16 protein-coding genes and 2 tRNA genes are annotated in these 14784 nt (G+C 53.3%); 5 read left to right on the top strand and 13 right to left on the bottom strand.

Annotated features, from left to right (window positions below):
• Complete coding sequence (locus tag TALK_RS04570; RefSeq protein WP_085616295.1) at positions 1–579, bottom strand: Maf family protein; 579 nt, start codon at positions 577–579, stop codon at positions 1–3.
• 151 nt (positions 580–730) lie between these two features.
• Positions 731–949 carry a translation initiation factor IF-1 gene (infA, locus tag TALK_RS04565; protein WP_007092059.1) on the bottom strand — a complete coding sequence of 73 codons (219 nt, stop codon included), beginning with the start codon at positions 947–949 and terminating at the stop codon, positions 731–733.
• Positions 950–1170: 221 nt separating this feature from the next.
• On the opposite strand from infA, the gene TALK_RS04560 reads away from it, so the two are divergent.
• Positions 1171–1677, top strand: coding sequence for a GNAT family N-acetyltransferase (locus TALK_RS04560; RefSeq protein ID WP_085616573.1), 507 nt, complete (start codon positions 1171–1173; stop codon positions 1675–1677).
• A 30-nt stretch (positions 1678–1707) separates the two neighbouring features.
• Here the strand turns inward: TALK_RS04560 and TALK_RS04555 are convergent, their stop codons facing one another.
• The 7 genes from TALK_RS04555 to TALK_RS04525 form a co-directional block, all read right to left on the bottom strand.
• Positions 1708–2154: an arsenate reductase ArsC gene (locus tag TALK_RS04555; RefSeq protein WP_085616293.1), complete on the bottom strand. Its 447-nt coding sequence runs from the start codon at positions 2152–2154 to the stop codon at positions 1708–1710.
• A gap of 6 nt (positions 2155–2160) precedes the next feature.
• Positions 2161–2637, bottom strand: a complete 477-nt coding sequence (locus TALK_RS04550) for a UPF0262 family protein (RefSeq protein WP_169714949.1) — start codon at positions 2635–2637, stop codon at positions 2161–2163.
• Positions 2638–2698: 61 nt separating this feature from the next.
• Positions 2699–3994: a histidinol dehydrogenase gene (gene hisD / locus TALK_RS04545; protein ID WP_085616290.1), complete on the bottom strand. Its 1296-nt coding sequence runs from the start codon at positions 3992–3994 to the stop codon at positions 2699–2701.
• Positions 3984–4643: an ATP phosphoribosyltransferase gene (gene hisG, locus TALK_RS04540; protein WP_085616288.1), complete on the bottom strand. Its 660-nt coding sequence runs from the start codon at positions 4641–4643 to the stop codon at positions 3984–3986. Before hisG ends, hisD begins: the two co-directional genes overlap by 11 nt.
• Positions 4644–4701: 58 nt before the next feature.
• Entirely contained in the window at positions 4702–5994 is a 1293-nt protein-coding gene (gene murA, locus TALK_RS04535; protein WP_085616286.1) for a UDP-N-acetylglucosamine 1-carboxyvinyltransferase, read from the bottom strand.
• A gap of 94 nt (positions 5995–6088) precedes the next feature.
• Complete coding sequence (gene dcd, locus TALK_RS04530) at positions 6089–6643, bottom strand: dCTP deaminase (protein ID WP_085616284.1); 555 nt, start codon at positions 6641–6643, stop codon at positions 6089–6091.
• A gap of 166 nt (positions 6644–6809) precedes the next feature.
• On the bottom strand, positions 6810–6989 hold the full coding sequence (locus TALK_RS04525; protein WP_085616282.1) for a hypothetical protein: 180 nt from the start codon (positions 6987–6989) through the stop codon (positions 6810–6812).
• Positions 6990–7167: 178 nt separating this feature from the next.
• Between TALK_RS04525 and TALK_RS04520 the strand changes: the two genes are divergently transcribed.
• Together TALK_RS04520 and TALK_RS04515 are read left to right on the top strand one after the other, a co-directional pair.
• Positions 7168–7242, top strand: a tRNA-Thr gene (locus TALK_RS04520).
• Positions 7243–7269: 27 nt separating this feature from the next.
• Positions 7270–7344 (top strand) — tRNA-Thr (locus TALK_RS04515).
• A gap of 74 nt (positions 7345–7418) precedes the next feature.
• On the opposite strand, the gene TALK_RS04510 is transcribed toward TALK_RS04515, so the two are convergent.
• Together TALK_RS04510 and TALK_RS04505 are read right to left on the bottom strand one after the other, a co-directional pair.
• Positions 7419–8684, bottom strand: coding sequence for an oligosaccharide flippase family protein (locus TALK_RS04510; protein ID WP_085616280.1), 1266 nt, complete (start codon positions 8682–8684; stop codon positions 7419–7421).
• A gap of 6 nt (positions 8685–8690) precedes the next feature.
• Complete coding sequence (locus TALK_RS04505) at positions 8691–9722, bottom strand: NAD-dependent epimerase (RefSeq protein WP_085616571.1); 1032 nt, start codon at positions 9720–9722, stop codon at positions 8691–8693.
• A gap of 268 nt (positions 9723–9990) precedes the next feature.
• On the opposite strand from TALK_RS04505, the gene TALK_RS04500 reads away from it, so the two are divergent.
• Both TALK_RS04500 and TALK_RS04495 read left to right on the top strand, forming a co-directional pair.
• Positions 9991–10668 carry a putative metalloprotease CJM1_0395 family protein gene (locus TALK_RS04500; protein WP_245829663.1) on the top strand — a complete coding sequence of 226 codons (678 nt, stop codon included), beginning with the start codon at positions 9991–9993 and terminating at the stop codon, positions 10666–10668.
• A gap of 286 nt (positions 10669–10954) precedes the next feature.
• The gene (locus TALK_RS04495) at positions 10955–11608 is read left to right on the top strand and encodes a response regulator (RefSeq protein WP_085616276.1); all 654 of its coding nucleotides are present in this window, start codon (positions 10955–10957) and stop codon (positions 11606–11608) included.
• A 64-nt stretch (positions 11609–11672) separates the two neighbouring features.
• Here the strand turns inward: TALK_RS04495 and TALK_RS04490 are convergent, their stop codons facing one another.
• A complete protein-coding gene (locus TALK_RS04490; RefSeq protein WP_085616274.1) occupies positions 11673–13631 on the bottom strand; it encodes a response regulator in 1959 nt (652 codons plus the stop codon).
• 98 nt (positions 13632–13729) lie between these two features.
• Positions 13730–14728: an acrylyl-CoA reductase (NADPH) gene (acuI, locus tag TALK_RS04485; protein WP_085616272.1), complete on the bottom strand. Its 999-nt coding sequence runs from the start codon at positions 14726–14728 to the stop codon at positions 13730–13732.
• Positions 14729–14784: the final 56 nt, after the last annotated feature.

Here is a 14784-nt window from a genome sequence, read left to right as displayed (position 1 = left end):
TCACATCCCCTGTTTAAAGCCAAGACCGCGCAGCATGCCATCGACTTCGCACAATGACAGCCCGACAACATTGGAATAGGACCCGGTAATGCTTTTGACAAACACAGACGCATATCCCTGAATGGCATAGGCCCCTGCCTTTCCTTGCCATTCATCATGCGACAGATAACGCGCAAGATCATCATCGCCAAGACGACGGAATATCACCTGGGTTTCGATCACACGCGACCGCATCGTGCCATCCGGGGCAATCACACAAATCCCGCCATGAACCCGATGGCGCCGCCCGGATAAAAGCGACAGAAACTTGCGTGCCTCGCTAGTATCTGACGCCTTGCCAAGCGCACGGCGGCCACAGGCCACGACCGTATCCGCCGCCAGCACAAAACAGCCCGCGTAATCGTTAACGACCGCACGGGCCTTTTCCTCCGCCAGGCGCAATGCCAGACGACGGGGACTTTCATCCGCATGCGGGGTTTCATCAATATCGGCTGGCACGACCTGATCCGGCACAATTCCGATCTGCGCAAGCAGCTCAAGACGCCGCGGCGATGCAGAGGCCAAAATCAGTTTCGACAAGTCGCGGCTCCCCGATAGACAACCAAAGCCAAATCAAAGCAGAACGCATTGCGTTCAAAATCCATCACGAACACAGCAAAACGCAACCATGCGCGCAAACCTAAACTGCGCGCCCGGTAACGTCAATTTTTGCAGTATTACAGGTTCCGGATTACTTGAAACGGAAGGTAATACGACCTTTGGTCAGGTCATAAGGCGTCATTTCAACGCTGACGCGGTCACCTGCGAGAACGCGAATACGGTTCTTGCGCATCTTGCCCGAGGTATGAGCAAGAATTTCGTGATCATTGTCCAGCTTCACGCGAAACATCGCATTGGGCAGAAGTTCGACAACAGTGCCCTGAAACTCGATAACGTCTTCTTTAGCCATGTGACTCCTAACTTTCGTATTGCAATACCAATTTACCGGTGGCCCGCAAACTGCTCTGTTCGCGGAAAAAGGTCAAGTCCTTTCACGCAAAGGTCAAAGCGGCCCTGCACTGCATTTCGATCATGCCCGCCCGGCCCCCAAAACCGTACCGGGGAATTATGCTGTTGCGCATGACCGTTCCCCATTATGGTTTCCCCGCCACCATAAAGGAACCATTGAATATGACGGCCAATCACCCCCACCCCATTACGCCGCCACAAATCCGAATTGCCACCGCAGACGATGTTGATGATATCCACGCCATGCTTTTTGAAATCGCCCGCACGACAGGATGCGAAGACAAGTTCAAAAGCACGCCTGCGGATCTGGCGCGCGATGGATTTGGCCCCAACCCCGCATTCGAAGCCCTGATTGCCCATAATGACGACACAGCTGTTGCCCTGTGCCTTTACTTCCCAAGTTATTCGACCTTTCGCGGCAAGGCCGGGATTTATATTCAGGATCTGTTTGTCGCGCCGGAATATCGCGGCGGGGGATTTGCCCGCCACCTGATTGCGCAGGTGGCATCACACGCAAGGTCACAGGGGCGACATTATATCCGCCTGTCCGTGGACGCTGACAACATTATCGGCCAACGATTTTACGCTCGTATCGGCATGCACCACGCCGAAGATGAAAAAATCCATGTTCTGGACGGGGATGCCTTCAACACACTGATTGATGCCTGATATTCAAACGCGGCGGCTTAGGGTCAGGACCTAAACCTTTGGTGCCGGTCCTACGGGGAACCGGTCAAGGATGCGCTTCCTGATCTGGTCGCGCACCTGACGATAAGCTTCAAGGCGCACCTCGCGGGAACCTTCGACAATCGTTGCATCAAACGTATTCCAAAACTCAACATCGCACGCCATGGTGCGCGTCATTTCGACCGCACGGTGCTGTGCTTCGGGTGACAGGGTAATGATCAGGTCAAAAAACCCGTCTTCAAGCTCGTCAAATGTTTTGGATTTATAGGCCGAGATATCAAGCCCGATTTCATCCATGACCGCAACGGCAAAGCCATCAAGATCACCAGCACGCAGCCCGCAACTTTCAACATAAATCCGTGTCCCGTGATAATGGCGCAACATGGCTGCTGCCATAACGGATCTTACGGCGTTGAAGCTACAGGCAAAAAGAACTGAACCGGGAAGTTCTTCTTCCACCGTGCCTTAACCCCGGATATGAAGGACGCAGATCAGGGTAAACAGGCGACGCGCTGTGTTTTCATCAATCGTCACCTTGTCGGACAGCAATTCAAGAAGCTGTTCCGACCCTTCGTTATGCAAACCGCGACGCGCCATATCGATGGTTTCGATTTGGGATGCCGTCGCCTTTTTGATCGCATCGTAATAACTTTCACAAATCATGAAGTAATCCTTCACGATCCGACGGAACGGGGTCAATGGCACAACGATGGTGGTCAGGTTTTCGCTGTCATCGTCGCCACGCACATCCATATAGATGCGGTTTTCCTCGATGCGCATATGCACCGAATACGGACCTTCAAAACCGCCAACCGGTTCGAAATGATTATCTTCCAGAAGATCATAAATGGCGACGGCCTGTTCATGCTCGACCTCGGGGCGACGACGCACCTTGTACTTTTCGTCAAGATAGATACCGGCAATGCATTGGTTCGTTGCTATTTCTGCCATCATTGTCTCCCTGCGACCCCTCATGCGCTGCGCTGCGCTGCACCGCAACAGCTTACATCCGGTTGGACCGGATCGCTACAGAAAGTCCATGTGCCTGCAAACCTTCGCTTTCGGCCAATGCAATCGCCGCCGGACCGATCTTGGCCAAACTTTCAGGCGTGCATTTGATCAGCGACGACCGCTTGATGAAATCAAGTACGCCAAGCCCGGACGAGAACCGCGCCGAACGGGCTGTTGGCAGAACATGGTTCGGCCCGGCAACATAATCACCAATTGCCTCTGGCGTATAACGCCCCAGGAAAATGGCCCCGGCGTGATGGATATCCTCGGCCAGTGCGTCCGGATCATCCACAGCCAGCTCAAGGTGTTCCGGTGCGATCCGATCCACCAGGGCAGGAGCCTGCGTTAGATTTTCAACCACGACAATCGCACCAAAATCACGCCAGCTTGCCCCGGCAATTTCCGCCCGCGGCAATGTTTCCAAATGCATATCAATGGCTTCCTGAACACGATCTGCAAATGCCGCGTCATCGGTAATCAGGATCGATTGCGCCACTGGATCATGTTCGGCCTGCGACAAAAGGTCTGCAGCCACCCAGCTTGGATCATTGCTGCCATCGGCAACCACAAGGATTTCCGACGGACCGGCAATCATATCAATCCCGACCTGCCCAAACACGCGCCGTTTTGCCGCCGCGACAAAGGCATTTCCCGGACCAACGATTTTATCAACCGGCTTGATGGTTTCGGTACCATAGGCAAGGGCTGCAATCGCCTGTGCGCCGCCAATGCGGTAAATCTCGTCGATACCGGCAATGCGGGCCGCCGCCAGAACCAGCGGGTTCATTTTATTGTCCGGTGTTGGCACCACCATCACAAGGCGTTCGACCCCGGCAACCTTGGCCGGTATCGCATTCATCAAAACCGACGACGGATAAGACGCCAGCCCACCCGGCACATAAAGCCCGGCCGCCGAAACAGGACGCCAGCGCCAGCCAAGTTCAACCCCGCTGGCATCGATATAACGTTCATCGGCTGGCATCTGGCGATCATGGTATGAACGAATGCGTTCCGCCGCAAGTTCCAACGACTTCAAAAGGTCGGGCTCAACTGCCGCCACGGCCGCATCGACTTCGTCTTTGGTGACGACCATACCCTTGGCATCAATATTCAGACGATCAAACTTGTTGGTATATTCGCAAACAGCGGCATCACCACGCGCCCGGACGGCGGCAATGATATCGGCAACGACGGCATCAACATCGGCATCCGATTCACGTTTCATCCCCAACAGCTTGACAAAGCCATCCTCGAAATCCGCATCGGTGATTGAAAGCTTAATTGGCATTGCGCACCTCGGAAAAACGGTCGATCCAGGGCTGAACATCGGTCGGGCGGGTTTTAAGCGCCGCACGATTAACGATCAGGCGCGATGTTATATCGGCAATATGTTCAATTTCGTGCAAACCATTGGCTTTCAGGGTGTTACCCGTCGACACCAAATCCACGATACGGCGACACAAACCAAGGGTCGGTGCAAGTTCCATCGCCCCGTTCAACTTAATGCATTCAGCCTGCACACCGCGTGCGGCGAAATGGGCCTGCGTTACGTTGGGATATTTCGTCGCCACGCGGACATGTGACCAACGCGATGGATCGTCGCCATCCGTCAAGTCTGCAAGTTCTGCTACGGCGAGGCGGCAATGCCCGATACCCAGATCAAGCGGCGCATAGATTTCGGAATAATCAAATTCCATCAGAACGTCGTTCCCGCACACACCAATATGGGCGGCACCAAATGCGACAAAAGTCGCCACGTCAAAACTGCGCACACGGATAATATCGATATGCGGATGATTGGTTGTGAAACGAAGGGCCCGGGATTTCGGATCATCGAATGCGGCTTCGGGTTCGATCCCGGCGGCACGCACCAACGGCATTACCTCTTCAAGAATGCGCCCCTTTGGCAGGGCCAGCACCAGCTTTTCGTCACTCATCAATCAGTCGCCTTACGCGTTTGTCTGTCTTCAGGCCAATTGGCCACAGGTCATTGCACTATGCCGGAACCCGGACACGTTCAATCTGCGCCCCACAGGCGCCAAGCTTTTCTTCCAGCCGCTCATACCCGCGATCCAGATGATAAACACGGTTAATAACCGTCTCGCCCTCGGCTGCCAAGCCTGCAAGAACCATCGAAACCGATGCCCGAAGGTCGGTTGCCATCACTTCGGCCCCCGATAATTTCGCACTGCCCCGCACAATCGCCGACCGGCCATGGACGTTAACATCCGCGCCCATACGGCTTAGCTCAGGCACATGCATAAAACGGTTTTCAAAAATCGTCTCGGTAATCATCGACGCCCCATTGGCCACCGCCATCAAGGCCATGAACTGGGCCTGCATATCGGTCGGGAACCCCGGGTATGGTTCGGTCATGACATCAACGCCTTTCAACGTGGCGCGATTACCGCGCACGATCATGCCGCCCTCGGTTTCCTCGATCTCGACCCCGGCTTTGCGCATCGAAACGATCAAGCTTTCGATCAGCTCAACCTTGGTGCCAACCAGTTCGATTTCACCACCGGTGATGGCCGCGGCAATGGCATAGGTCCCGGTTTCAATACGATCCGGCACCACCGAATATTCCGCCCCATGCAGGCGCGGCTTACCGGTGACTTTCAGGGTATCGGTGCCAATACCTTCAATTTCGGCCCCCATCGCAACAAGACAATGGGCCAAATCGGCAACTTCAGGCTCGCGTGCCGCATTGGCAATGGTGACAACACCATCAGCAAGCGACGCCGCCATCAGGGCGTTTTCCGTTGCCCCAACCGACACCTGCGGGAACAGGACATGCCCCCCCTTAAGCCCTTCGGGCGCACGCGCCTCGATATAGCCCTCGGTCAGATGGATTTCAGCCCCCATGGCTTCCAGCGCCTTAAGATGCAGATCAACCGGACGGTTACCAATCGCGCAACCACCGGGCAGCGATACACGCGCCACGCCACAACGTGCCACAAGCGGCCCCAAAACCAGAACCGATGCACGCATTTTACGCACAAGATCATACGGTGCCGTGGTCGATGCGATTTCCTTGGCCGTCATTTCCAGAACACGACCGGTATGCCCGCCGTTGGGCGCATGACCGTTCAAATGCAACGCAACACCGTGCTGCCCCAAAAGATTGGCCATCGATGTAATATCGGCCAAATGCGGCAGATTGGAAAGCGTCAGCGTTTCATCGGTCAGAAGGGCTGCTGCCATCAACGGAAGGGCCGCATTCTTGGCACCGCCAATTGCGATTTTACCCTGCAACCGGCGACCGCCGGAAATCTTGATCTGGTCCATTCAATCCTCGTGTGGCCATGCCGATTACGACATAGCAGTTACTCGTGCCTGCTAAGTATTCCGTGGCACTGTCAGGAATCTGGCATTGCCTTTATCACAGGCGCGGCAGCGTGACACCTTTTTGGCCCATATATTTTCCTGCGCGCTCCGCATAGGAGGTATCGCATTCGCTCTCGGCTTTCAGGAAAATGAACTGGCACGCCCCTTCATTGGCATAAATTCGGGCTGGCAGCGGCGTTGTATTGGAAAACTCCAACGTCACATGCCCTTCCCATTCCGGTTCCAGCGGGGTGACATTGACGATGATACCACAGCGCGCATAGGTCGACTTGCCAAGACAAATCACCAGCGTATCGCGCGGGATGCGGAAATATTCGACTGTCCGCGCCAGTGCAAAGCTGTTGGGCGGAATCACACAAACGTCGGTCTGACGGTTAACGAACCCGGCATCGGAGAATTCCTTGGGGTCGACAATGGCCGAGTCGACATTGGTAAAAATCTTGAACTCATCGGCGACACGGGCATCATACCCGTATGAACTCACCCCATAGGAAATGACACCATCGCGCCTGATACCGTCAACGAACGGTTCAATCATGCCTTTTTCCTGCGCCATCTGGCGTATCCAGTGATCCGGCCTTACCGACATGTCGCCACCCCTGTTTTGCTAATTGGCTTTGATAGCATTGGTTTTACCCGTGCGGTACGTGCAAGATCAACCAGACGATGCGTGTTAATCCGCTATATCGGTATTTTTCGCGATACGGCGCCCGAAGGCGAAGCGCCAAAGCTTACCGCCCCCCGATCATCGCAACCTAAACTTCGTCCTCATCCACAACTTGGCCGGAACTCCCGGCCGCCTTGTCGGCATCGACCGACTTGCGTGTGCGCTGCTGCTGTTTGCGGCGCGCCAGATTGGCACGCAATGCCTCTGCCTCGCGCTTTTGGCGTTCCTCATTGATTGCCGGTCGTTCAAAGGATTTTTTTGCCGTCATCGTCCCATCACATCATTCGGTTCATGGATACATAGCTTTATAAATTATCCCGCGCACAAATGCAGCTGAACTTGGCTAAAATGCACTATCGGCACACAATCGAAAAACTTCGTATATTTCGGGCTTGACCAATTACCAACCTGTGGCCTATAACCCGCCCGCACCGCAAGGGCCCAATGCTGCTGTAGCTCAGGGGTAGAGCACTCCCTTGGTAAGGGAGAGGCCGGGAGTTCAAATCTCCCCAGCAGCACCATTGCCCTTCGGATCAGCCTTTTTAGGGGCTGCTGTAGCTCAGGGGTAGAGCACTCCCTTGGTAAGGGAGAGGCCGGGAGTTCAAATCTCCCCAGCAGCACCATTTTCCTCGCAATACAATTAGATTGTTTATGGCGGACCTTTCGGAAAAGGTCCGCAGTCATTGTGATATAATTGCTATTTGCGGATCAAAAACCGCAAGGACAGCACTGTCGGATCAATGCCGAGTGTTTTGTGACACAGGAATGCGAGTAAAACCGGATAACCTGCCACCGACAGTGCCGCAACAATAACACCGCCAAACATTCCCGCATAGTTCATTGCCGCGAACAAACCCAGCACGGTCAAAATGGCCCACGTAACAACGATTTTCGTCGTTGCACGATGGATCCCCGTCATATTGAGCAAGGCAACACTTGATCCCGCAGCTGTCTGAACACCATATGCAACCAACATCATGCGCAGATATGGAACAGCTCCCTGATAACTCTCGCCAAATACCGATAACAGCAATGGCGCAAAGGCATAAAATGCACCGCACACAGGGACAGCAACAAGCAATGAAAACGCCGTAGCACGGGTAACAAGGGATTGCAGTTCCACCTTGTCGCCCAGTGACATCGCGCGCGACAAAAACGGCGAAATAACGGAATTCACCGCAGTTAAGGCAAATGCAACCAACATTGCCAATCGAATGACCGCCCCCAGCTCCCCAGCATCGAATGCCGAAAGTACAATGCCGGCAACAATCACCGGTGACTGATTAAGCAATGCAATAGAAAAGTTTGAAAACAGCACATTCAAGCCAAACTGAAACCACAGGCGAATGTCTGTCTTCTCCGGATGGAATTCACCGCGCCAATTAACATGCATGCTTGCAACCACATTTGCCCCCAGCAAGGCAAGAGCATAAGCCCCGACCACAGCGAAAAGAGAAAGCTGGTTCAACAGCGTAAACTGAAGCAGTAAAAGCAAAAGACCAAATACCAGCGGCCGAATTATCGCCTCACCCACCACGGCACGTGAAACATTTCCATCCGCACGTATCGTACTCTGCAATACGGTTAACATTACAGCCAGCGGAAGACAGGCACCCGCGGCAAATCCAATTTCCCAACCATAGTTCCGGAATTGAACCAGAATCCAGCCCAGAACCACGCCACCAACAATCGAAATAAATCCGGAAAACAGTACGACAAATCGCGGCATTCCGCTAATCAACTGGCGGCGGCCTTCATTACGGTATTGCGGCAAAAACTTTACAATTGCAGCATCCATACCGACCGTCACGACAGGAGTTGCCGAGATAATCAACCCAAGAACCACACTGAAGAAACCGAAAAGATCCTTACCGCCATAGCGTGAAATAAACACGCTGGCCAGAAACATCATGCCCGCCGAAAACGCATTGGCGAACAGCACAAAAATGGCAGCAAATTTCAAATCATCTTATCCGTAAAATGAATTATACCACTCAATGAAGCGGCCAATCCCGGTTTCAATCGACGTTTCCGGCTTGAAGCCGACGGCATCGGTCAGGGCATCAACATCAGCATAGGTGGCAGGAACGTCACCGGCCTGCATCGGCAGCATGTTTTTCTCGGCCGTTTTGCCCAACGCCTTTTCAATCGTGCCAATCATGTGCATCAATTCGACAGGGTTGTTATTGCCGATATTAAACACACGATACGGGGCCGAGCTTGTCGCCGGGTCCGGCTTTGCCGGGTTCCAGTCTGGATTTGGCGCGGCAACGGTTGAAATGCAACGATACACCCCTTCGACGATATCATCGATATAGGTGAAATCGCGGCGCATTTTACCTTCATTGAAAACGTCAATTGGGCGACCTTCAAGGATCGCCTTGGTAAACAGGAACAGCGCCATATCCGGGCGCCCCCATGGACCATAAACAGTGAAGAAGCGCAGCCCCGTGGTCGGCAATCGATAAAGATGGCTATAGGTATGTGCCATCAGCTCGTTGGCTTTTTTCGATGCTGCATACAGGCTGATCGGATGATCGACATTGTGATGCACCGAAAACGGCATCTCGGTATTCATACCGTAAACCGAACTGCTTGATGCATAGACAAGATGCTTCACACCGTTGTGACGACATCCTTCAAGAATATTGGTAAACCCAACCAGATTGGCATCGACATAGGCATGCGGGTTTTCAATCGAATAGCGCACCCCGGCCTGTGCCGCCAGGTTCACAACATAAGCTGGCTTCTCGGTCGCAAACAGATCAGCAATGCCTTCGCGGTTTTCCAAGTCCATACGTACAAACTTGAAACCGTCCTGTCCCTCAAGCCGCGCAAGCCGCGCTTCTTTCAAGCTGACGTCGTAATAGTCATTAACGTTATCAAGCCCGACAACCATGCTGCCCTGTTCAAGCAGTTTTTGGCAAAGATGTGATCCGATAAAACCGGCAGCCCCGGTTACCAGAACCTTTTCATTCGCGGGAATGACAAAGTCGGACATCACGATCAAATTTTCCTGTCTTAAAATGTTTCCGCCTTGCATATCGGCGCATTCAAAATCCGAGCATTCCTGTAACAGGACAGGTCTTGTCACGCAAGACAGCAAGCTTGTATCTGCACCATTGGTGGTCAGGTAACAGGTCGAAAAACGAGACTCCGGGTAAATTTCCTGCTATCCTTTGGTATTGAATTTTGACCACCATCAGGGAACACCTGTTGATCCAATGATTGCAACTGGCCAAACCATAGCCAACCCTACGGGGGGGGGATTGGGCGTCATCCTGAATATCAGGGAGATCGCGCAGACCGCTGATGGCCGTGTATTGGCCGAATATGAGGCAATTGAAGTCAAGACAGGTGGACAATCCGGTTCGGGCACCAACCCATACGGGATTGGCGACGAAGCCAGTTCAGGCTTACGCAACCGTATTGTTGACCCTAGAACACTTACCGAAGCCCAAGCGGTGGCCAGTGGCGCAAGTCGCAGTGAATATCGCGATGCCCTTGAAGCAAGCACCGAAAACAGCCCGGCAGGCAACAAAGCGCCCGCTGATTTGGATGCCACTGAAAAAGCTGACGTTTCCCAACTACAAGCCCGCGATTCGGCGGTAAAGCAAGAAGAAAAGGCCCATGCTGCCGCAGCAGGCCCCTATGGTTCTGCCCCGCAATATGAATATCAGATCGGTCCGGATGGCAAAGCATATGCCATTGGCGGTCATGTCGATGTCGCGGCAAGCCTTTCAGGAAGCCCGGAAGACAAGGAACGCGCATTAGCAACCTTGCAAAATGCCGCTCTGGCACCTAATGCCCCGTCCGGGGCAGATATGTCTGCATTCCGTCAGGCCAGCCTGTTGCGTGCAACAGGTGCTGATGAAGAACCAAAACCGATCCCCGGTTACAGCCAATCACGAAACGACGCGACCGGCATAATTTCGATTAATGCCTGATCCTTTTGGTCAGGTACTTGAAGTTGCAACCGATTTCACTATGCAATCTGCGCGAAACAGACTATCACCACACACACCAACCTATCCTTAAGGATAATATCACTCTCTAAAGACCTTCCTGTAGTTTGACAGAGCATCAGAATTATTTAATGCTGCGCTCGCGTCCGGGGGGACGCGGATTTTTGGAAGATGACAACTTTGCGCGATTCCGTGTTTTTGGGTGCGGAGCGCGATACCGGTACCGCCTTTCGCGGGATACGGATAAAAACGGGTACGGCACAAAAACATGAATATCCTGCTAGCGGACGACCATGACCTCGTCAGAGACGGGATCACATCCTTTCTGAAAACGGCAGCCCCAGAAGTCGAAGTTGCACAGGCAAAGGACTTTGCCGAGGCGCTTTCAATTGTTGATGGTGATACGCCGGTTGAATTGACAATCCTTGATCTGAACATGCCCGGCATGAACGGCCTGTCGGGCCTTACCGTCATGCGCCAGAAACATCCGGAAATTCCGGTTGTCATCCTGTCGGGCTCAGTCAAACGCAGCGATGTCCTCAATGCACTCGAACATGGTGCGTCAGGATATCTACCCAAGACATTGTCAGGTAAATCGCTGATCAACGCCCTGCGCCTTATTCTTTCGGGTGAAAAATACATTCCATCCGCATTGCTTGAAGATGATGGTTCAAAACTCCGTCCGGGCGAGATTGATCTGGATGGCCTGACTCACGACAACCCCCTGCGTCAACTGACCAATCGTGAGCGCGAAGTTCTTGCACTCCTGACCAAGGGCCTGTCCAACAAGGAAATCGCCAAGCAGCTGACCGTGCGTGAAATCACCGTAAAGGTTCACCTGACCGGCATTTTCAAAAAACTTGGCGCCGCCAACCGTACGCAGGCCGTTAAAATTGCCATGCAACTCGGCTGGGAAGCATAAGATTCCGCGCCCCGGCAACATACCGACCGCATTCAAAACCCGGCCATTGGCCGGGTTTTTTGTTTCAGGACGCAACCACCTCGGATATCTCGTCAAGTGTTGCCAGAAGCTCCTTCAGATCCAGTGGCTTTGACATCACCATCACTGGCGCATCATCACCATCTTCTGCCGGGCGATCGGCATCGCCTGGATGTCCGGTCATAACGATCACTGGCAAGGATGGATTGCGTTCACGCAACGCCCTGACCAAACTATTGCCATCCATTTGCGGCATACGGATATCGGTAATCAGGATATCGGGCTGCACCACACCGGCAATTGCAAGGGCATCTTCACCATCACTTGCGGCTGAAACAGCAAAGCCCTGTGCCTCCAGATAGGCTGAAATGATTTCCATTGCGTCGATTTCATCATCGACAACCATAACCCGCAAATTGCGCAGCGGTGCTGCGGATTTTCGGTTTGGCTGTGGCAACAGGGGGATAACATTGTCAGCTTCATCAATCTCTGCCGGGTTCTCGCCAATATGACTGGCAGGAAGGACAATCTCAAAACATGCCCCATCCCCTTCATTGCGCACATCAATATGCCCGCCCATACCCTCGACTATTCCATAACTGACTGAAAGCCCAAGCCCCGTACCCTTGCCGACATCCTTGGTGGTAAAGAAGGGATGAAAAATAAGCCCGATCGCGTCTTCAGGAACGCCACCGCCATTATCATTAATCGCAATCCGCAACACTTGCTGATCAAGATCGATCATCGCGGTTAAGCGGATCAACCCGCCAATACCGCCAGCATCATCACCGTTTTCCGTGATCGCATCCCGCGCATTGGTCAGCATATTGACCAAAACCTGTTCAAGCTGCACCTGACGGCCCATCACCTGACAGTTTTGTTCCGTCGGCACAACGTCAACAGAAATCCCCGCAAGACGACAATCATGTTCAACCATGTCCACCGCACGTGTAACCGCGCGCATCGGATCAAACAACTCGAAATCATCTTCATCGGGGCGACTATAAATCTGCAAATGACGGATGATTTCGGCCATGCGTTCGGTCTGGCTGCTGATCAGCGATAGTCGTTCTTTTTGAAAAGACGCCTGAACCGCATCCAATTCGTACTGCAATGAACACGTATCAGCCGCCATACGAATAACGTTAAGCGGCTGATTCATTTCATGCGCCACCGACGCCGCCATTTCACCAAGACTGGCAAGCTTCGATGTCTGAACCAACTGGCGTTCGATCTTGCGCTTTTCCGTCACATCCTCGGCCAGTATCAACATCGCCGGCGCGCCTTCATGGGTAAAGGCAATGGCCGAAACTTCCAGTTCGACATTTTCATTATCACCACGGCGACACATAATGACGAAATCAGCCCGCCCGGTATAGCCACCAGCATATCGGTCGATATATTCGCCCATGATCTCGCGGCTATCGGGGTGAACCATATCCATGAAGCTGCGTCCGACCAGATCGGAACTGTCATTACCTTGCAGGATCTCAACGCCCTGCTGATTGATATAGGCAATCTCTTCGCCGCTCAGAACTGAAATCAGTTCCGGCGCCAGCTCAACCAGCTTGCGATAACGTTCTTCGCTTTCTTTCAATGCCTGATCGGCACGTGACCGCTCGATCGCATAGCGGATCGAACGCCGAATGGTTCGACCATCCGGGAATTCCTTGGTCAGATAATCTTCTGCACCATGCTGAAGGGCCTCAAAAGCCAGTTCTTCATCCTTGTGCCCGGTCAGGACCACCACAGGCGCACTGTTTAAACAGCTCCGCACCCGGCTGATGGTTTCGACCCCCGAAGAATCGGGCAATGTCAGATCCAATAAAACAACGTCAAACTGACCGTTTGAAGCCGAACTATTCAAAAGCTTCATGGCCGATGCAAGGTCGGAACGATGCTCGATCACGAATTGCTCGCCGGTTTCTTCGAGCAACGTTTTGACAAGAAAGGCGTCGCCAGGATTGTCTTCAACCAGAAGGATTCGAAACCGGTTGTCAGTCATAACGGTCGGACCCTCTTCATTTCAGCGTTGGCAGCATCCAACGATAACTCCCTGCCCGATGAAGCAGAGCAAATTGATTCTGCATATATTCGCCCTGACTAGCAATCCTGAACATTGATTAACAACCGCCCACGTACCTGCCCTTTAAGGATCTTCTCCCCCCATGGCAAAATATCGCGCAGCGCAACTTTTGTTGTCGCACTGTCAAGCCCGACCATCGGTAAATCCTGCGCCAGTCTGTCCCAAGCGGAAACCCGTTTTTCATAGGGACACATGACCGAATCAATTCCGATCAAGCGCACGCCGCGCAGCAAAAATGGAATAACAGTCGCAGGTAAATCAGGCCCACCGGCCAACCCGCAGGCCGCCACCACACCATGATATTTCATTTCTGAAAGAACATGCGCCAATGTGCTGCTGCCAACACTATCGATTGCACCAAGCCAACGTTCGCTCAGCAACGGCTTGCTTGCATCCTCAAGCTCGGATCGATCCACAATCGAAACCGCTCCAAGACCGCGCAAATAATCATGGGTATCTTTTCGCCCGGTTGACGCAGCAACACGATAGCCAAGCTTGGTCAGAATACTAACCGCAACCGACCCGACACCACCCGCAGCCCCCGTAACAAGGATTTCGCCATCCTGATCTGGTGAAACACCCTGTTCTTCAAGCGCCATGACCGCCAGCATCGATGTAAATCCGGCGGTCCCGATTGCCATCGCATGTGCCCCGTCAAGCCCGTCGGGCATCGGCACCAGCCAATCGGCGCGGACACGGGCATATTGCGCATATCCGCCCCAATGGGCTTCACCAACCCGCCAACCGGTCAAGATCACCTGATCGCCGGGTGCGTATCGCCCATCACCTGATGAAACAACTTCACCGGCAAAATCGACACCGGGAACATGCGGATAATGTCGCACAAGGCGGCCCAACCCGTTCAGGATCATGCCGTCCTTGTAATTTAAAGTCGACCAATCCACCCGCACCAGCACGTCGCCATCGGGCAAGTCATCAACACTTAAATCCTGAAATTCGGCCTGAACCGATTTATCCTGCTGGCTCAGAACCAGCCCGCGAAACTTGTCTGCCATGAACGTCCCCATCATTCGGTAATTTGCCGAAAAGATTATGGGGCCAAGGCCGATCC

This window comes from Thalassospira alkalitolerans (genome assembly GCF_002115745.1).
GTDB classification, from domain to species: domain Bacteria; phylum Pseudomonadota; class Alphaproteobacteria; order Rhodospirillales; family Thalassospiraceae; genus Thalassospira; species Thalassospira alkalitolerans.
This window is presented reverse-complemented; position numbering and strand designations above follow the sequence as displayed.